This window comes from Yersinia artesiana (assembly GCF_902726545.1).
Classification (GTDB): domain Bacteria; phylum Pseudomonadota; class Gammaproteobacteria; order Enterobacterales; family Enterobacteriaceae; genus Yersinia; species Yersinia artesiana.
Genome location: NZ_CACVAD010000026.1, coordinates 1 through 19,540 on the forward strand (window position 1 = coordinate 1; position 19,540 = coordinate 19,540).

Below are 19,540 nucleotides of genomic sequence, written 5' to 3' on the forward strand. Positions count from 1 at the left end.
CCTGACGCCCTATTAGCGTTTAAAGATCGTAGCTATTGCTTATTACCCTATTTTTGCTTATTAAGTGAAAAAAATTACAAAGTATATCGTAGTGATAATGACTTATTTTTAAGTTTTATTATCTGGCTTTAAGTGGATTTTTTTATTTATTTCGCCTAAAAAAGCTCGACAAATAAGACAATAGCTCAGCAATGAGTGGTTCATTTCTCCAGAGCGGAGACTGAAAAAATTTGACTTGAGGGGACGATTGCTTTAACCAATAGAGGTAGAGCCACATTATTTATGAGACAGACAGACGAAATGCGATACATCAGCCTGAACACAACAATTATTACCACCACCGAAACCACAGGTTACGGGGCGGGCTGACGCGTACAGGAAACAACAGAAAAAAGCCCGCACCTAAACAGTGCGGGCTTTTTTTTTCAATCAAATATTTGCAAAAAAGTTTGCGATAAAAAAGCGCGAAAGCGGGAGAGAATCAGAAATGCGAGTGCTGAAATTTGGCGGGACATCAGTAGCAAATGCAGAACGCTTTATGCGTGTTGCCGATATCATTGAAAGTAATGCGCGTCAGGGACAAGTGGCGACGGTATTGTCTGCTCCCGCTAAGATTACCAACCATCTGGTGGCGATGATCGACAAAATGGTGGCTGGGCAAGATATCTCGCCGAACATCAGCGATGCGGAACGGATTTTTTCCGAGCTATTGCGTGGCTTGGCTGATGCGCAACCGGGCTTTGAATATGAACGTTTAAAAGCGCTGGTGGCCCATGAGTTTGCGCAACTCAAACACGTCCTGCACGGTATCTCTCTGCTCGGTCAATGCCCGGACAGCATCAATGCTGCAATCATCTGCCGCGGCGAGAAATTGTCCATTGCCATTATGGAAGCATTATTCCAGGCGAAAGGTTATCAGGTCAGCGTGATTAATCCGGTCGAGAAATTGTTGGCACAGGGTCACTACCTCGAATCCACAGTTGATATCACGGAATCTACCCGCCGCATCGGTTCCAGTAGTATTCCTGCTGACCATATCATCCTGATGGCTGGTTTCACTGCTGGTAATGATAAAGGGGAGTTGGTGGTACTGGGGCGCAATGGCTCAGATTACTCTGCTGCGGTGCTGGCCGCGTGTTTACGCGCTGATTGTTGTGAAATCTGGACTGATGTGGACGGGGTTTATACTTGTGACCCCCGCGTGGTACCTGATGCCCGATTATTGAAATCGATGTCATATCAGGAAGCGATGGAACTGTCCTATTTTGGCGCTTCAGTTCTCCACCCCCGCACTATCGCTCCTATCGCCCAGTTCCAAATTCCTTGTCTGATTAAAAATACTTCTAACCCGCAAGCCCCCGGCACCTTGATTGGTGGGGAAGGCAGTGATGATGGTTTCCCAGTGAAAGGCATCACCAACCTGAATAATATGGCGATGATTAACGTGTCTGGCCCAGGCATGAAAGGCATGGTTGGTATGGCTGCCCGCGTATTCGCGGTGATGTCACGCAGCGGTATTTCAGTGGTGCTAATCACCCAGTCTTCTTCTGAATACAGCATCAGTTTCTGTGTGCCGCAAAGTGAGTTAGCCCGCGCCCGTAAAGCATTAGACGAAGAGTTTTATCTGGAATTGAAAGATGGTCTGTTAGAGCCATTAGATGTGATGGAGCATCTGGCGGTTATCTCGGTGGTCGGTGATGGTATGCGTACTTTACGTGGCATCTCGGCTCGCTTCTTCTCAGCACTGGCCCGTGCCAATATTAATATTATAGCGATTGCGCAAGGCTCGTCCGAGCGCTCTATCTCTGTGGTGGTTAGCAATGATGCCGTCACTACCGGTGTGCGGGTTTGTCACCAGATGCTGTTCAATACCGATCAGGTTATTGAAGTGTTTGTCATCGGTGTCGGTGGTGTCGGTGGGGCATTAATCGAGCAAATCTATCGTCAACAACCCTGGTTGAAGCAGCGCCATATCGATTTACGCGTCTGTGGTATCGCCAATTCCAAAGCCATGCTGACCAATGTGCACGGTATTTCGCTGGATAACTGGCGTCATGAACTGGCCGAAGTGCAAGAGCCTTTTAACTTAAGTCGCTTAATTCGCCTGGTGAAAGAGTATCACTTGCTCAATCCGGTGATTGTCGACTGCACATCCAGTCAGGCTGTTGCGGATCAATATGCAGATTTTCTGGCCGATGGTTTCCATGTGGTGACACCAAACAAGAAAGCCAATACCTCATCCATGAATTACTACCGTCAGATGCGCGCGGCGGCAGCGAAGTCATGTCGCAAATTCTTGTATGACACCAACGTCGGTGCGGGCCTGCCGGTTATCGAAAACTTACAAAACTTGCTCAATGCGGGTGATGAACTGATGCGTTTTTCTGGCATTCTGTCAGGATCACTCTCTTTCATCTTCGGTAAGCTGGACGAAGGGATGACCTTATCTGAGGCGACATTACAGGCCAAGGCGCTGGGTTATACCGAACCAGACCCTCGCGATGATCTGTCCGGCATGGATGTTGCTCGTAAATTGTTGATCCTGGCCCGTGAAGCAGGGTACAAACTTGAATTGGCTGATATCGAAGTTGAGTCCGTTCTGCCAGCAAGTTTCGATGCCAGCGGTGATGTAGACAGCTTCCTCGCTCGACTGCCATCACTGGATGCCGAATTTAGCCGTTTGGTGGCAAATGCCGCAGAACAGGGCAAAGTGCTGCGTTATGTCGGGGTGATTGAAGAGGGGCGTTGTATCGTCCGGATGGATGCGGTCGATGGTAACGATCCGCTGTATAAAGTGAAAAATGGTGAGAATGCGTTGGCTTTCTATACCCACTATTATCAGCCGATCCCGTTGGTGCTGCGCGGGTATGGTGCGGGTAATGACGTGACTGCTGCTGGGGTGTTCGCTGATCTTTTACGCACATTATCATGGAAGTTGGGAGTTTAAATATGGTTAAGATCTATGCTCCGGCATCGATTGGCAATGTCAGCGTTGGCTTCGATGTGCTGGGTGCTGCGGTTTCACCAGTAGACGGCACTTTATTGGGCGATTGTGTCAGCGTGACCGCAGCGGACAGTTTTAGTCTGCGCAATGAAGGCCGCTTTGTCAGCAAGTTGCCTGATGATCCAAAAGAAAATATCGTTTATCAATGCTGGGATCGTTTTTGTCAGGAAATGGGCCAAGAGATCCCGGTTGCCATGGTGCTGGAAAAGAACATGCCGATTGGCTCAGGGCTAGGCTCCAGTGCCTGTTCTGTTGTTGCTGGCTTGATGGCAATGAACGAATTCTGCGGCCAACCGCTGGATAAAGTTACGCTGCTGGGCATGATGGGCGAGCTGGAAGGGCGCGTTTCTGGCAGTGTGCATTTTGATAATGTTGCACCTTGCTATTTAGGCGGGATGCAATTGATCCTCGAGCAACCGGGCTATATCAGTCAGGATGTGCCCGGTTTTGACGACTGGCTGTGGGTGATGGCTTATCCGGGGATTAAAGTTTCTACCGCTGAGGCGCGGGCTATTTTACCCGCACAGTACCGCCGCCAGGATTGTATTGCTCATGGGCGTAACTTGGCTGGATTTATTCACGCCTGCCACACTCAGCAGCCGAGTCTGGCCGCTAAAATGATGAAAGATGTCATCGCCGAACCTTACCGCACTCAATTGTTGCCGGGCTTTGCTGCGGCAAGGCAAGCCGCGCAGGATATTGGCGCGCTGGCCTGTGGTATTTCTGGTTCTGGCCCTACGTTGTTTGCTGTCTGCAATGATAGTGAGACCGCGCAGCGCATGGCGAGCTGGCTACAAAATCATTACCTGCAAAACGATGAAGGTTTTGTTCATATTTGCCGTCTGGATACCGCAGGCGCACGACTACTGGGATAACGCATGAAACTGTATAACCTTAAAGATCACAACGAGCAGGTCAGCTTCGCGCAAGCGATCAAACAGGGCCTGGGTAAGCAGCAGGGGTTGTTCTTCCCGCTGGAGTTACCAGAGTTTGAACTGACAGAAATTGATAAACTGCTGGATCTGGATTTTGTCACCCGCAGCAGCCGTATTCTGTCTGCTTTTATTGGTAATGAAATCGCACCAGAAGTATTAACCAAGCGTGTTCAGGCTGCTTTTGAGTTTCCGGCACCGGTTGCTCAGGTTGAAAATGATATCGCCGCACTGGAGCTGTTCCACGGCCCGACATTGGCCTTTAAAGATTTCGGCGCACGTTTTATGGCGCAAATGCTGGCTGAAGTGGCTGGCGACCAGCCGGTCACTATCTTAACCGCAACCTCTGGTGATACCGGGGCGGCGGTGGCTCATGCTTTCTATGGCTTGAAAAATGTGCGCGTGGTTATCCTCTATCCACGTGGCAAAATCAGCCCGCTGCAAGAGAAGCTGTTCTGTACGTTAGGTGGCAATATCCACACAGTGGCGATTGAGGGCGATTTTGATGCTTGCCAGGCGCTGGTCAAGCAAGCCTTTGATGATGAAGAGTTGAAGCAGGAGTTGAGCCTTAACTCCGCTAACTCCATTAATATCAGCCGCTTGCTGGCTCAGATTTGCTATTACTTCGAAGCTGTAGCCCAGTTACCGCAAGAAGCGCGTAACCAATTGGTTATCTCCGTGCCAAGTGGCAACTTCGGTGATTTGACCGCCGGTTTATTGGCAAAATCGTTAGGTTTGCCAGTAAAACGCTTTATCGCTGCCACCAATGCCAACGACACTGTGCCGCGCTTCCTGGTTAACGGCCAGTGGCAGCCGAAGCCGACGGTGGCGACGTTATCGAATGCTATGGATGTCAGCCAGCCGAATAACTGGCCGCGTGTTGAGGAGCTTTATCGTCGTAAAATCTGGCAGTTGAAAGAATTGGGCCACGGCGCAGTCAGTGATGATGTCACCAAAGAGACGATGCGCGAGCTTGCTGGTTTGGGTTATATCTCAGAACCTCATGCAGCCATTGCTTACCGCGTGCTGCGTGATCAATTGCAAGACGGTGAGTTTGGGCTATTTATCGGTACCGCTCATCCGGCGAAATTCAAAGAAAGTGTAGAAGAGATTCTGGGGCAAGAATTGCCGCTGCCAAAACCACTGGCAGTGCGGGCACAATTACCATTGTTGTCTCATGATTTGCCAGCAGATTTTGCACAATTACGCACTTTCCTGATGGCTTTGCCTAAGTAATTAAACGCATAAGGGGCCAATTTGATTGGCTCCGAAGTTTGGCGGGGCGACTGCACCGATGGGCGCTCTGGCGGCGCACGCCGCTACGACCCATTCGGTACATTTCCCCGTTTATCAACTAGTTTAATCGTTGCGCGGTCATTTCTAGTGCTGTTCAGCCCGTTTAAAGACTAATTCATTTTTCGCCGACAGCCCGGCATCAAATTCATAACCTTCCAGATTAAAATCAACCAGTTGTTCTGGTTTGGTGAGCTTATTCTGAATAATAAATCGGCTCATCAGGCCACGGGCTTTTTTGGCATAGAAACTGATAATTTTATATTTGCCGTTTTTCTCATCCAAAAAGACCGGCTTAATCAATGAACCGGCTAATTTGGCAGGTTTCACGGCCTTAAAGTATTCATCCGAGGCGAGATTTATCAGCACGTTATCACCTTGCTGCTCCAGCGCCTGATTCAGTTTCTCTGTTATCTGGTCGCCCCAGAAGGAATAGAGATCTTTGCCATGTGGGTTAGCCAGTTTGATCCCCATCTCCAGACGATAGGGTTGCATCAAATCTAACGGGCGCAATACGCCGTAGAGCCCGGAAAGCATGCGTAAATGCTGTTGGGCAAAATCAAAGTCGGCAGCGCTGAAATCCTGTGCCTGCATGCCGGTATAAACATCGCCTTTAAAAGCCAGAATCGCCTGACGCGCATTGTCTGGTGTGAAATCAGGCTGCCATTCACTGAAACGGGCGGCATTTAAACCGGCCAGTTTGTCGCTAATTCCCATCAGACTGCTGATTTGGGCTGGTGTCAGCTCACGGCAGATCTCGATAAGCTGTTGTGATTTATCCAACATCTCTGGCTGAGTAAACTTTTTGGTCGCGAGCGGACTTTGATAATCAAGGGTTTTTGCCGGGGAGATAATAATTAGCATGACGATATCCTGTTAATCCACATAAGACACTGTAGCAAAAAGCGCAGTGTAGCAAAAAGAAGATTGGACGATTGCTAGGATAGATAGATTGAGTTGTCAGAGATGATATAGTTTAGCTAAATCGTCTCAGCACGATAAGAATGGATGAAATTGCTATTAACCTGCCGGTTTCTGGCTGTTTTAAAAGGCGAAAACGGTTGCGAACCGAATACTGGCTGTTTGCGCTTTTTTTAATCAGTTTAACTGCCTTGCACCAAGGCTTACGCATGTTATTATCAAGACAAGGCAGGCGTCGAAATAGCTAATATTGCGAAACCGCTAACATTCCGAATGAGATGAAGCGCCATTTCGACCGAGATAAAAGTTGCGACATGCCAAAAGTTCATGCACAAACGATGAGAAACGACAACATGACCGATAAACTTACTTCCCTACGTCAAATCACCACTGTAGTAGCAGATACTGGGGATATCGCGGCAATGAAGCTGTATCAGCCGCAAGATGCAACCACTAACCCATCACTGATTCTGAATGCTGCCCAGATTCCTGAATACCGCAAGCTGATCGACGAAGCCATTGCTTGGGCGCGTGAACAAAGCAGTGATCACGCTCAGCAAATCGTTGATGCAACTGACAAACTGGCCGTTAATATCGGTTTGGAAATTCTGAAACTGATCCCTGGTCGCATTTCTACCGAAGTTGATGCTCGCCTGTCTTACGATACTGCTGCCAGCGTGGCAAAAGCGAAACGTTTGATCAAACTGTACAACGAAGCCGGTATCAGCAATGACCGTATTCTGATCAAACTGGCTTCTACCTGGCAGGGTATCCGTGCTGCGGAACAACTGGAAAAAGAAGGTATCAACTGTAACCTGACTCTGCTGTTCTCCTTCGCTCAGGCTCGTGCTTGTGCTGAAGCGGGTGTGTTCCTGATTTCACCGTTTGTTGGCCGTATTCTTGACTGGTACAAAGCCAATGGCGACAAGAAAGAGTTCGCACCACACGAAGATCCAGGTGTGGTTTCCGTGACCGAGATTTACCAGTATTACAAAAAACACGGTTATAAAACTGTGGTTATGGGCGCAAGCTTCCGTAATCTGGGTGAGATCATCGAACTGGCTGGCTGTGACCGCCTGACTATTGCTCCATCTCTGCTGAAAGAGTTGGCAGAAAGCGAAGGCCCGGTCGAGCGTAAACTGGCTTATACCGGTGAAGTTCAAGCTAAACCAACGCCACTGACTGAAGCTGAGTTCTACTGGCAGCACAATCAGGATCCAATGGCGATTGATAAACTGGCTGATGGTATTCGCAAGTTTGCTATCGACCAGGGCAAACTTGAGAAAATGATCTCAGACCTGCTGTAATTTGACTCGCGGTGCTTGATGCTCCGCAGTGACTTGACGAAAAGGTAGCATAAGCTGCCTTTTTTATTGCCTGTTACCTGGGTTTGAGGGCAGTCCCAATAACATGGGATATGCTATTATTCGCCACAGATAAAGGGTTTTTCGTCGAGGTAGTCACATGAATACATTACGTATAGGTTTAGTTTCCGTTTCTGATCGCGCATCAAGTGGGGTATATCAGGATAAAGGCATCCCAGCCCTGGAAGAGTGGTTGGCAAGTGCGCTAACGACCCCTTTTGAAATAGAAACCCGCCTTATCCCCGATGAACAAACTCTGATTGAACAGACCCTATGTGAGTTAGTCGATGAGATGGGCTGTCATTTAGTGTTGACCACCGGTGGAACTGGCCCGGCAAGACGCGATGTCACTCCTGACGCCACGCTGGCAATCGCCGATCGGCAAATGCCCGGTTTTGGCGAGCAAATGCGTCAAATCAGCCTTCATTTTGTTCCTACCGCGATATTATCCCGTCAAGTCGGCGTTATCCGTAAGCAAGCATTGATCATCAACTTACCGGGGCAACCTAAATCCATCAAAGAAACCCTGGAAGGGGTGAAAGATGCTGAGTCGAAAGTGGTGGTCGCGGGGATTTTTGCCAGTGTGCCTTATTGCATTCAACTACTGGATGGGCCTTATATAGAGACCAATGCTGAAGTGGTAGCGGCTTTTCGTCCGAAAAATGCAGTTGTCGATATAAAAAGCTAAATTAAAACTTTTTGCAACATAAGATACCATTCTAACAGTGTGGGGAATTTTGTACGGTATAGTCATGTTTACTTTACAAAAGGCTGAAAATATTTTTCTTCCCCTACTCTGGTTTATTACGGTGTCATATGTCCCAAGAACACAATTCATCTCAAGTCGACTTATCGCAACCTCATGTTGCCCAACAACATAATCATAATCGTCGGTTGAATAAGCAAGATTATAAAACGCTCACTCTGGCCGCTTTAGGCGGAGCGCTTGAGTTTTATGACTTCATTATTTTCGTTTTCTTTGCTGCGGTGATTGGCGATCTTTTCTTCCCGGTCGATATGCCTGAGTGGCTGCGTCAGGTGCAGACATTCGGTATTTTTGCTGCGGGTTATCTGGCACGTCCGCTTGGTGGCATTATCATGGCGCATTTTGGCGACTTGGTTGGCCGTAAGAAGATGTTTACTCTAAGTATTTTGCTAATGGCATTACCAACGTTGGCGATTGGTATGTTGCCGACGTATGCCTCTATCGGCATCGCAGCGCCATTACTATTGCTGTTAATGCGCGTATTACAAGGTGCGGCGATTGGTGGCGAAGTACCCGGTGCATGGGTCTTTGTCGCAGAACATGTACCACGTCGGCGTATTGGCATTGCTTGCGGAACACTCACTGCTGGTTTGACGGCGGGGATCTTACTGGGGTCATTGGTGGCCACCGCGATGAACACCACCTTAAGTCCTCAGGCCATTTTAGATGGCGGTTGGCGTGTACCATTCTTCCTTGGTGGAATTTTCGGCTTGTTCGCTATGTACTTGCGCCGTTGGTTGCAGGAAACACCTATCTTTAAAGAGATGCAGGCGCGTAAAACTTTGGCTGATGAATTACCACTGAAATCTGTCGTGGTGAATTATAAGAAAGAAGTGTTGGTGTCGATGCTGCTGACCTGGTTGCTGTCTGCCGGGATCGTGGTGGTTATCCTGATGACCCCGACTTATTTACAGAAGCAGTTTGGTGTTTTGCCAGCACTGGCATTGCAGGCCAATAGTCTGGCAATTGTGGCGTTGGTATGTGGTTGTGTCATTGCAGGGCTTGCGATTGACCGTTTTGGTGCCAGCAAAACCTTTATTATTGGTAGCCTAATGTTGGCAGTATCAACCTGGTCGTTTTATCACACGAATCTAACTGATCCGAGCCAGTTATTTACCCACTATATGTTGGCTGGGTTCTGTGTCGGTATTGTTGGCGCAGTACCTTATGTGATGGTGCGCGCGTTTCCGGCAGAGGTTCGTTTTACCGGAATTTCTTTCTCTTACAATGTGGCTTATGCGATTTTTGGTGGGTTGACACCCATTCTGGTGACGCTATTGATGAAAGTGACGCCTATGGCACCGGCGTATTACATGCTGCTGCTATCGCTGGTTGGGCTCCTGTTAGGAATTTATCTACGCAAAGATATTAATAGTGAAGTGAAAGTGCATTTACCAAAGAAAGCTCTGGCTGAGTAAGTGGGTAATTAAATAAATTTCACTGATAAGAAATAGCCCATAACGGTATGGGCTATTTTGTTATCCGGAATAATTTAAAATTCATTCTTCAAATTAAAGCCGACTTTCTGCTTGACCCGGGCCGAGGGTTGAGAAATGACTTCAGAGAATAATGTCCTGGCGCCCTGTTGCTGTAAATATCGGCTCAGTTCTCTGACTGCTGCGGTGCCAGCACCTCTCACTGTTCCTTCGCGATCAGGAAATAAAACATAATCTGGCAGCGTTGCGGATGCGACCAGTTCAACTTCCTCGCGGCTATTAAAACGATCAGCCAGTACGACCGCGATAACTCGGCCTTGAAATTTAACTATCACATATATTTCACCAGGGCGATTAATAACCAGCCGTCGGCTGATAATGCCCGTGACAACATTTCCAGCACGGAGCAACCGGGTCTGGGCATCATTAATTTCATCTGTATAGAAATCCGCACTGGCACCTTGAGCGGGGTAGCCTTGCTCATACTGCTGCTCCCAGAGAACAACTATTTCCCTCAATTTTTCCCGCATAGCTTTGGCATTACTAACCTCTACATCTGAAAGCTTTTCTTGTTCCTCGGGGGTAGGGGTTGGGAGTATTTCTATTTCGAACTCTAATTCAGTTTGTTCAACGAACTCACCGTGTGAAATGATTATTGGGGTCGTCTGTCTATAAACGAAATTCTCTAATAACAACTCATAAACGCCTAACGGTAAGAGTTCCACCCGTGCTGGAGGTTCATCAGATGAGGAATAGAAACTATAGGATAGATAACCAAGCTGGGCATAATCAAAAGCAGTCTTAATATCGGCAAGAGCATTATGGGTTGTTCTATCGGTTACTTTTTCTTTTACGGCTTGGATTAACCTGTTTTCCACCTCTTGATCTTCTACCGCAGTGCCGGTGCTTCCGGTACGAATGATTGAATCTATTACTCGACCAAAAAACGCTGTATTCCAGGTTTCTAAGCTATGACCGAATAAAAAGGTAAAATCAGTCATGATTTCCAGTGTCCAATCAATACACTGAGGCCTTATTTGACGTATTGGCCGAGAATTAAGTAAGGAATGGATAGGAACCATGCAGGTTTTGGCGACAGCAGGGAGGCTCAGAGAATGACGATGTTTATTATTGTCGATATAAGTCAATATCATATGATTATCAACACCTTCAGGCATTTGTGGCTCTGCTTTGGGGGCTAATTTTGGTTTAAGTGGACTGCTGTTTCCTGCAATATGTAATGTTTTTCCTTTGGTATTACTGCTGAAAAAAGCATCTGCACTAAATACGAGGCCATCCAATTGTTGGCATTTGCCTTGTATCAAATAATTATAGATATTTAAAAAAGGAGTAAAAGCGCATATTATTTTACTTGTTTGTGTTAAATCTCTTTTTTCCCAATCTTGCTCTCCGGTATCAGCGGTAAGTATAGATTTTTCGAGCACTAAAGGATTATCTTTATTGTAGTTGGTTATTATTATCTCTTGTGGAGTGGTAATCTCAGTGTCTCTATCAAAATAGATGATAGGGGAAATATCCACCAAATCGTGATTCAATGTCTGGATATATTGTACTTTAACGGAATCTTCTTGTATTTGAATAATAAATGATAAATTATCATTTTCCTTATCTCGTTCAAAATAAAATTTATCGACCATACGATGATCGGCGAATGTTATGAATCTCTTATTTATACTAATGGCTGGGTTACTAAAGAACTTGATATCATAATTATCGTTTTCACCGATATCTTGACTATTAAACACCAATAAAACTTGTTTGTTTTTCAGTCGTTCATCATCCCAGTATTCACCAAATACATCAGCAAGTTTTATTTTATGGCTGTTTACAATGACACATTGTTGGTCGCAATTCAGGCCTTTTATTTTTGATACTTTGCTTCCTGTGATTGCATTGCTCATTTCCAGTGCTTTTAAATTATTATCAGTAATGCTTTCTGTTAACTTGAAAAAAGGAGAGCCGAAATTATCATTTTTGTAGATTGTTGCAATCATGCCTGGGGGTATGGTGATGGACTGAATGCTATCATTATAAATAGGTAGTGTTTGTCTGTCAGACTCAATGATTGCTGCTGCATCATGATAAAAATCTATTTGTTTATTTGCTGCTAAACAAGTACTGCTCCCTTGAAAATTATCTTCGGTGTAAAAACAAATTGCAGGTGCTATTTTGTATGAGTTTATTTTTTTATAAAACCCTGCTTTTTTTAGTTCCTGTAGATTAATATCATTCTTTAACCTTAATTTCTTACCAGAAAGATCAATATCATCATAAAGGGTAACAATCATACCTGGCGGAACAGAAATTGATTCTATTTTATTATTGAAATCATCATGTTCAGTGGATTTTTTTTCACTTTCTTTAGAGCAAAATGACGCTCCTCTAAAATCCTCTAGCTCATAAAAACAAACGTCCCCCTGTTCCGAATGAGTGGGGGGCGATATTATTAATATAGCGATTATTAATAGTTCTTTGGCTATTTTCATAGGCTAGTCCTTCAGTATATTTAATTTTAATGTTTCATATTACCTACGGAGCCTTGATGTTATATGATGTGTTTTTTATTTACTTTATCTTTTTTCATTATTCTGTTTTATTATTTTGTAATGTTAATTTTAAGCATATAATTAATTTCACTTTAAACGTGATAACTAAACATAAAAAACCCTCTGAACATGAATGTTCAAAGGGCCATTAAATGTAAGTTTGCGCAGTGAACTGTAATTAAACTACAGGTTGTACGCGTAAAGTCGGGCTTGGTTCACCGATAGGTAATACTGTGCGGCCGTATTGTTCGTTCAATACTTCCGCCATGGCCAGATAAATTGCGCTGGCACCACAAATGATGCCTTCAAAACCGGCGAAAACCAGCAGCGCATGGTTACCGGTGAAGTTACCGACGGCCAGCAGAGCAAACAGTAGCGTCAGGCTACCGAACACAAACTGCAAAGCGCGGTTAGCGGGCAACGTACCGAAGAACATAAACAGTGTAAAGATGCCCCATAAACCTAAATAAACGCCGAGGAATTGTGCATCCGTTGCTTCTGCCATACCCATTTTAGGTAGCATCAGCAAACCAACCAAACTCAGCCAAAATGCGCCATAAGAGGTAAATGCAGTGGCAGCAAAGGTATTACCCTTCTTATATTCCAGCATACCTGCCAGAATTTGTGCCAAACCGCCATAAAAAATCCCCATACTCAAAATAACAGAGGTTAAGGGGAAGAAGCCTGCGTTGTGCAGGTTAAGCAAGACGGTGGTCATCCCAAAACCCATCAGGCCTAATGGGCCAGGATTCGCCAACTTGGTGGTGTTCATAAGTCCTCTGCAATAACAGATTGCTAAAAATAATGGATAAATATCCGAATAAGTATAAAGCGCCTGAATGACTAAAAAGTCGTCTATTCCCTCAGTGCGCGCGGCATCATAATGATCCGCGCGATTGGAAACAATGATCTTGAGGGTGATAAAAAGTAATTTTTTTTCATCTCCCCCCTTGATGCTGCGTTTCATGGCCCCATCTTATTCCCAACCGCAGGGACTAATCACGAATCAGCGGAGACATGCATCAGTAGAATGCTGGGTATGAAAACATTGATTATGAAAATACGGGCAGTTGAAATTAAACAATCCGCCCACATATAGATTAGTAACTTGACCGAATATGACTTTTTAGTGGAGGCGTTTTAGATGGGTAAAATTATTGGTATCGACTTGGGTACTACCAACTCTTGTGTAGCAATTATGGATGGTACTAAAGCACGCGTGCTGGAAAACAGCGAAGGCGATCGCACCACGCCTTCTATCATCGCTTATACCCAAGATGGTGAAACTCTGGTTGGTCAACCGGCTAAACGTCAGGCTGTCACTAACCCACAAAATACACTGTTTGCCATCAAGCGTTTGATTGGTCGTCGTTTTCAGGACGAAGAAGCACAGCGTGATAAAGACATCATGCCGTACAAAATCATTGCAGCAGATAATGGTGACGCTTGGTTAGAAGTTAAAGGCCAGAAAATTGCACCACCGCAGATCTCTGCTGAAGTGCTGAAGAAAATGAAGAAAACAGCTGAAGATTATCTGGGCGAACCAGTAACTGAAGCGGTTATCACTGTACCTGCATACTTCAACGATGCTCAGCGTCAGGCAACTAAAGATGCTGGTCGTATCGCAGGTCTGGAAGTAAAACGTATCATCAACGAACCAACCGCAGCGGCATTGGCCTACGGTTTGGATAAAGAAGTGGGTAACCGTACTATCGCGGTTTACGACCTCGGTGGTGGTACTTTCGATATCTCAATTATCGAAATCGACGAAGTTGATGGCGAAAAAACCTTTGAAGTTCTGGCAACCAACGGTGATACCCACCTGGGTGGTGAAGACTTCGATAGCCGTCTGATCAACTATCTGGTTGAAGAGTTCAAGAAAGACCAGGGTATGGATCTGCGTACCGATCCACTGGCAATGCAGCGCCTGAAAGAAGCGGCTGAAAAAGCGAAGATCGAGCTGTCTTCTGCTCAGCAGACCGACGTTAACCTGCCGTACATCACGGCGGATGGCAGCGGTCCAAAACACATGAATATCAAAGTGACTCGTGCGAAGTTGGAGTCATTGGTAGAAGATTTGGTCAACCGTTCTATTGAACCGTTGAAAGTGGCTTTACAAGATGCTGGCCTGTCTGTTTCAGATATTCAGGATGTTATCCTGGTCGGTGGTCAGACTCGTATGCCAATGGTTCAGAAGAAAGTTGCTGATTTCTTCGGTAAAGAACCACGTAAAGACGTTAACCCAGATGAAGCTGTAGCGATTGGTGCGGCAGTACAGGGTGGTGTTCTGTCTGGTGAAGTGAAAGACGTTCTGTTGTTGGACGTTACCCCACTGTCACTGGGTATTGAAACCATGGGTGGTGTGATGACTCCGCTTATCACTAAAAACACCACTATCCCGACCAAGCACAGCCAGGTGTTCTCTACTGCGGAAGATAACCAGTCTGCGGTAACCATCCATGTGCTTCAGGGTGAACGTAAACGTGCTCAGGATAACAAGTCTCTGGGTCAGTTCAATCTGGATGGTATCCAGCCGGCACCTCGCGGCATGGCGCAAATCGAAGTGACCTTCGATATCGACGCCGACGGTATTTTGCATGTGTCTGCTAAAGACAAAAATACTGGCCGTGAGCAGAAGATTACCATCAAGGCATCTTCTGGTTTGAACGAGGAAGAGATCCAGAAAATGGTACGCGATGCTGAAGCTAACGCTGAAGCAGACCGTAAGTTTGAGGAACTGGTTCAGACCCGTAACCAAGCTGACCACCTGATTCACGGGACTCGTAAACAGCTGGAAGAAGCCGGTGACAAACTGCCAGCAGAAGACAAAACTGCTATCGAAGAGGCAGTGAAAGCACTCGAAGCGGCGCTGAAAAGCGAAGATAAAGCTGAAATCGAAGCCAAAACTCAGGCTCTGGTACAAGTTTCTGGCAAATTGCTGGAAATGGCTCAGCAGCAGCAAGCAGCCGCAGGCGGTGATGCTGGTGATACCAGTGCTAAGAAAGAAGACGACGTTGTAGACGCCGAATTCGAAGAAGTAAAAGACAAAAAATAATAGCCCTTAAGCGGGCACAGCAGTAGTAGGCCTTACTGTTGCTGGAAACCAGCACGGGCGTCGAGGAAACTCTACGCCCGTGCACGCATGTTAAGGGTAGGAAAAAAGAGAATGGCGAAGAGAGATTATTACGAGGTTTTAGGCGTTAAAAAGGACGCTGATGAACGTGAGATCAAAAAGGCCTATAAACGCCTGGCGGTAAAGTATCATCCGGACCGTAATCAGGACGAAAACGACACCGGCGAAAATTTCAAAGAAGTTAAGGAAGCCTACGAAATTCTGACCGACCCACAAAAGCGTGCAGCTTATGATCAGTATGGTCATGCCGCCTTTGAACAAGGTGGTATGGGCGGCGGCGGTTTCGGTGGTGGTGCTGATTTTACTGACATTTTTGGTGATGTTTTCGGTGATATCTTTGGTGGTGGCCGTCGTCAGCGAGCTTCCCGTGGTTCAGATCTGCGCTACAACATGGATCTGACACTGGAAGAAGCGGTACGCGGCGTGACCAAAGAAATCCGCATCCCAACGCTAAATGAATGTGATGTTTGCCATGGTAGCGGTGCTAAACCAGGCAGTTCTCCGGTGACGTGTTCGACTTGCCGTGGTGCCGGTCAGGTACATATGCGCCAAGGGTTCTTCACCGTGCAGCAGGCGTGTCCTACTTGTCATGGCAGCGGTCAAATCATTAAAGATCCATGCAACAAATGTCATGGACATGGCCGGGTTGAGAAGTCAAAAACGCTGTCGGTTAAAATTCCAGCAGGCGTTGATACCGGTGACCGCATTCGTTTAAGTGGTGAAGGTGAAGCTGGCGAGCACGGCGCACCAGCAGGCGATTTATACGTTCAGGTGCAGGTTAAAGCGCATCCGATCTTCGAGCGCGAAGGTAATAATCTGTATTGTGAAGTGCCGATTAACTTCGCTATGGCAGCCTTGGGCGGTGAGATTGAAGTCCCGACGTTGGATGGTCGCGTTAAGCTGAAAGTACCTGCGGAAACACAAACCGGCAAACTGTTCCGGATGCGCGGTAAAGGGGTTAAATCTGTTCGTGGCGGTAGCCAAGGCGACTTGCTCTGCCGCGTTGTGGTTGAAACACCAGTGCATCTGAGTGAAAAACAGAAGCAATTATTGCGTGAACTGGAAGAAAGTTTTGTTGGTGCTGCGGGTGAGAAAAACAGCCCCCGCTCTAAAAGCTTCTTAGACGGCGTGAAGAAATTCTTTGATGACTTGACCCGCTAATTATTAGCTAACAGGCTAATAAAACAGAAAAATAAAAAATCCTCGATGAAGTTCGGGGATTTTTTTTCATCTGTTTCTCATCAAATAGTGTGATGTGAATCACTAATAGATCGGTTTTAACGAGCATTAAGTGTAATAAAAACGACTATTTTCGAGTTAATGATTATCCTAAAATCTATGAATTAATTTGCCGGGCACAAGCTCACTGTCCGATGTAAGGGAGTCGTTCATTGTGACAAATATAATTCGTCAATTTTTACGCCAAGAGGCTGCCGGTGGCCTGATTTTGATTTTTGCCGCCGCCGTAGCCTTATTTATGGCCAACAGCCCACTTCAAGGGTTTTATCAATCATTTCTTGATGTGCCGGTATCAGTAAAAATAGCGTCACTGGATATCAGTAAGCCGCTGTTGTTGTGGATCAATGATGGTTTAATGGCGATATTCTTCCTGGTCGTTGGCCTGGAAGTTAAGCGCGAATTGCTGGAAGGCTCACTGGCTGGGCGTGATAAAGCTGTTTTCCCAGCAATTGCTGCCTTAGGTGGTATGTTGGCTCCGGCCCTGATTTATTTACTCTTTAATGGGGCGGATGAAGTTACCCGCCAAGGGTGGGCAATCCCGGCAGCAACTGATATTGCCTTTGCATTGGGTGTGATGGCATTACTGGGGAACCGGGTTCCAACCAGCCTGAAGGTCTTTTTACTGGCATTAGCTATCATTGATGACCTTGGTGTCATCATTATTATTGCGTTGTTCTATACCCATGAGGTTTCACTGCAAGCCCTGGGGATTGCTGCCGCAGCTATTGCGCTGTTGGGTTATATGAACTGGCGTGGTGTGGGGAAAACATCGGCTTACCTACTGGTTGGGTTGGTGCTGTGGGTCTGTATCCTTAAATCAGGGGTACATGCAACGTTAGCCGGTGTGATTGTTGGTTTTATGATTCCGCTGCACACTCAAGATAAGCGTTCACCATCGGAATCATTGGAACATGGTTTGCACCCGTGGGTTGCCTATTTGATTCTGCCGTTATTTGCATTCGCCAATGCAGGCGTTTCGTTGCAAGGCGTTTCAATCTCTGGATTGACATCGCTATTGCCTCTGGGGATTGCAAGCGGGCTGTTTATTGGTAAGCCACTGGGGATTTTTACCTTCAGTTGGCTCGCGGTTAAGTTAGGGGTTGCTAAGCTACCCGATGCAATCAACTTTAAGCAGATTTTTGCTGTATCCGTGTTATGCGGTATCGGTTTCACGATGTCGATATTTATCGCTTCACTGGCATTTGACGGTGCTGATATTGCCCTGACAACCTATTCCAAATTGGGCATATTACTGGGCTCTACTACTGCAGCAATTGTAGGTTATAGCTTGCTGCGCCTGGCCTTGCCAGCGAAGAGAAAAATAACACACTGATTCAATATTTGAATGACCAGTGCCGCTCGTAAAGGCACTGGCTTCTACCTGATGATGGATTTCCAGGCTTACCGTTTGTGGAGTCTTAGAACAGGGAACGTTTGGTCGTGCATGGGGCTGGCTGGCTCACCGATATGTTAAGGGGATAACAACATGCGAATGTCACACATCAATTTCAATCATCTTTATTATTTTTGGCAAGTTTGTAAGGAAGGCTCGGTCGTTGGGGCGGCTGAGGCTTTATTTTTGACACCACAAACCATTACCGGGCAAATTAAAGCATTAGAAGAGCGTCTCGGTGGGAAATTATTTAAACGTCAAGGACGTGGGTTGGTACCATCAGAATTGGGACAATTGGTCTTTCGCTATGCCGATAAGATGTTCATGCTCAGCCATGAAATGCTGGATATTGTTAACTATCGTAAAGAATCCAACTTGTTATTTGATGTCGGTGTAGCTGATGCATTGTCCAAGCGCTTAGTGAGCCAAGTATTGGAAACTGCCGTGGTGGATCATGAAAAAATTCATTTACGCTGTTTTGAATCCACTCATGAAATGCTACTTGAGCAGTTAAGCCAGCATAAGCTGGATATGATTCTGTCTGATTGTCCGGTTGATTCCAGTCAACAAGAAGGGTTGTTCTCCGTAAAACTTGGCGAGTGCAGTGTCAGTTTTTACTGTCGCCAGCCTATTCCAGATCTACCTTTCCCGGCCTGTTTACAGCAAAAGAAATTATTGATACCCGGACGTCGTTCAATGCTGGGGCGCAAATTATTGAATTGGATTAACAGCAAAGGACTACAGGTGGAAATCTTGGGGGAGTTTGATGATGCGGCGTTAATGAAAGCCTTTGCAATCTATAATAACGCTATTTTTGTTGCACCAACTCTGTACGCAGCAGACACCTATGGCAAAGATGATGGAATTGTCGAAATTGGTCGTTTAGACAATGTACAGGAAGAGTATTACGTTATTTTCGCCGAACGAATGATTCAACATCCAGCAGTACAGCGGGTATGTAACAAAGATTTTTCCGCACTTTTTAGCGGTTAGACGAATTGACTCAAGCCGTAAATAGCACAGCTATCAGTTACCCGTGACCAAGAAAAGTTCTGCTATTGATGAATCAGCCAAATTTTAGATATAAAAAAACCGGCCTAGGCCGGTCTTTTTACGAAGCAGCCAACGTGATGCATTACTGCATTGCGTTGATTTGCGCTACTAAGTTTGACTTATGGCGCGCTGCTTTGTTTTTGTGGATCAGACCTTTACAGGACTGACGATCCACGATTGGTTGCATCTCATTAAATGCTTTTTGCGCTGCGTCTTTATCGCCAGCTGCGATTGCCGCATACACCTTCTTAATGAAGGTACGCACCATTGAGCGACGGCTAGCGTTATGCTTGCGGCGTTTCTCAGACTGTACGGCGCGTTTCTTAGCTGATTTGATATTAGCCAAGGTCCAACTCCCAAATATATTCTATTGAGGACAATTCAAAGGCCGAGGAATATGCCCTTTTAGCCTTCGTTTGTCAATGGATTTGTGCAAATA

The 19,540-nt window shown here is 46.1% G+C and carries 15 protein-coding genes and 1 other annotated feature; of the genes, 11 read left to right on the forward strand and 4 right to left on the reverse strand.

Translation table 11 applies throughout. From position 1 onward, the window contains the following. The first annotated feature begins 300 nt into the window (after nucleotides 1-300). The 4 genes from thrL to thrC all read left to right on the forward strand — a co-directional run bounded on the left by thrL (nucleotide 301) and on the right by thrC (nucleotide 5,172). On the forward strand, nucleotides 301-369 hold the full coding sequence (thrL, locus tag HU019_RS10625) for a thr operon leader peptide (RefSeq protein ID WP_002231504.1): 69 nt from the start codon (nucleotides 301-303) through the stop codon (nucleotides 367-369). Next, nucleotides 308-426 (forward strand) — a sequence feature (Thr leader region). Its footprint overlaps the gene before it by 62 nt. A gap of 61 nt (nucleotides 427-487) precedes the next feature. Beyond that, on the forward strand, nucleotides 488-2,947 hold the full coding sequence (thrA, locus tag HU019_RS10630; protein ID WP_174849457.1) for a bifunctional aspartate kinase/homoserine dehydrogenase I: 2,460 nt from the start codon (nucleotides 488-490) through the stop codon (nucleotides 2,945-2,947). Nucleotides 2,948-2,949: 2 nt separating this feature from the next. Continuing rightward, a complete protein-coding gene (gene thrB, locus HU019_RS10635; protein WP_174849456.1) occupies nucleotides 2,950-3,879 on the forward strand; it encodes a homoserine kinase in 930 nt (309 codons plus the stop codon). 3 nt (nucleotides 3,880-3,882) lie between these two features. Continuing rightward, nucleotides 3,883-5,172: a threonine synthase gene (gene thrC / locus HU019_RS10640; protein WP_019084003.1), complete on the forward strand. Its 1,290-nt coding sequence runs from the start codon at nucleotides 3,883-3,885 to the stop codon at nucleotides 5,170-5,172. A gap of 144 nt (nucleotides 5,173-5,316) precedes the next feature. On the opposite strand, the gene yaaA is transcribed toward thrC, so the two are convergent. Further along, nucleotides 5,317-6,093 (reverse strand): peroxide stress protein YaaA, encoded by a 777-nt coding sequence (yaaA, locus tag HU019_RS10645; protein WP_174849455.1) that lies wholly within the window; start codon nucleotides 6,091-6,093, stop codon nucleotides 5,317-5,319. 410 nt (nucleotides 6,094-6,503) lie between these two features. On the opposite strand from yaaA, the gene tal reads away from it, so the two are divergent. The 3 genes from tal to HU019_RS10660 all read left to right on the forward strand — a co-directional run bounded on the left by tal (nucleotide 6,504) and on the right by HU019_RS10660 (nucleotide 9,698). Next, entirely contained in the window at nucleotides 6,504-7,457 is a 954-nt protein-coding gene (gene tal, locus HU019_RS10650; RefSeq protein ID WP_174849454.1) for a transaldolase, read from the forward strand. A 157-nt stretch (nucleotides 7,458-7,614) separates the two neighbouring features. Continuing rightward, complete coding sequence (mog, locus tag HU019_RS10655; RefSeq protein WP_174849453.1) at nucleotides 7,615-8,202, forward strand: molybdopterin adenylyltransferase; 588 nt, start codon at nucleotides 7,615-7,617, stop codon at nucleotides 8,200-8,202. Between the two features lie 128 nt (nucleotides 8,203-8,330). Next, on the forward strand, nucleotides 8,331-9,698 hold the full coding sequence (locus HU019_RS10660) for an MFS transporter (protein WP_174849452.1): 1,368 nt from the start codon (nucleotides 8,331-8,333) through the stop codon (nucleotides 9,696-9,698). Nucleotides 9,699-9,772: 74 nt separating this feature from the next. On the opposite strand, the gene HU019_RS10665 is transcribed toward HU019_RS10660, so the two are convergent. Beyond that, nucleotides 9,773-12,223, reverse strand: a complete 2,451-nt coding sequence (locus tag HU019_RS10665; protein WP_174850485.1) for a peptidase inhibitor family I36 protein — start codon at nucleotides 12,221-12,223, stop codon at nucleotides 9,773-9,775. 238 nt (nucleotides 12,224-12,461) lie between these two features. Continuing rightward, entirely contained in the window at nucleotides 12,462-13,055 is a 594-nt protein-coding gene (satP, locus tag HU019_RS10670) for an acetate uptake transporter (RefSeq protein ID WP_174849777.1), read from the reverse strand. Nucleotides 13,056-13,427: 372 nt separating this feature from the next. Here satP and dnaK point away from each other — a divergent pair, with 372 nt between their 5' ends. From dnaK to nhaR, 4 genes are all read left to right on the forward strand, one after another. After that, nucleotides 13,428-15,338: a molecular chaperone DnaK gene (gene dnaK / locus HU019_RS10675; RefSeq protein ID WP_174849776.1), complete on the forward strand. Its 1,911-nt coding sequence runs from the start codon at nucleotides 13,428-13,430 to the stop codon at nucleotides 15,336-15,338. Nucleotides 15,339-15,449: 111 nt separating this feature from the next. Beyond that, a complete protein-coding gene (gene dnaJ, locus HU019_RS10680) occupies nucleotides 15,450-16,577 on the forward strand; it encodes a molecular chaperone DnaJ (protein ID WP_174849775.1) in 1,128 nt (375 codons plus the stop codon). Nucleotides 16,578-16,809: 232 nt separating this feature from the next. Then, nucleotides 16,810-17,988, forward strand: a complete 1,179-nt coding sequence (gene nhaA / locus HU019_RS10685) for a Na+/H+ antiporter NhaA (protein WP_174849774.1) — start codon at nucleotides 16,810-16,812, stop codon at nucleotides 17,986-17,988. Nucleotides 17,989-18,141: 153 nt separating this feature from the next. After that, nucleotides 18,142-19,041 carry a transcriptional activator NhaR gene (nhaR, locus tag HU019_RS10690; RefSeq protein ID WP_174849773.1) on the forward strand — a complete coding sequence of 300 codons (900 nt, stop codon included), beginning with the start codon at nucleotides 18,142-18,144 and terminating at the stop codon, nucleotides 19,039-19,041. Between the two features lie 142 nt (nucleotides 19,042-19,183). Here nhaR and rpsT read toward each other — a convergent pair whose 3' ends face one another. Beyond that, nucleotides 19,184-19,447 (reverse strand): 30S ribosomal protein S20, encoded by a 264-nt coding sequence (rpsT, locus tag HU019_RS10695; RefSeq protein ID WP_002220715.1) that lies wholly within the window; start codon nucleotides 19,445-19,447, stop codon nucleotides 19,184-19,186. Between the last annotated feature and the right edge of the window lie 93 nt (nucleotides 19,448-19,540).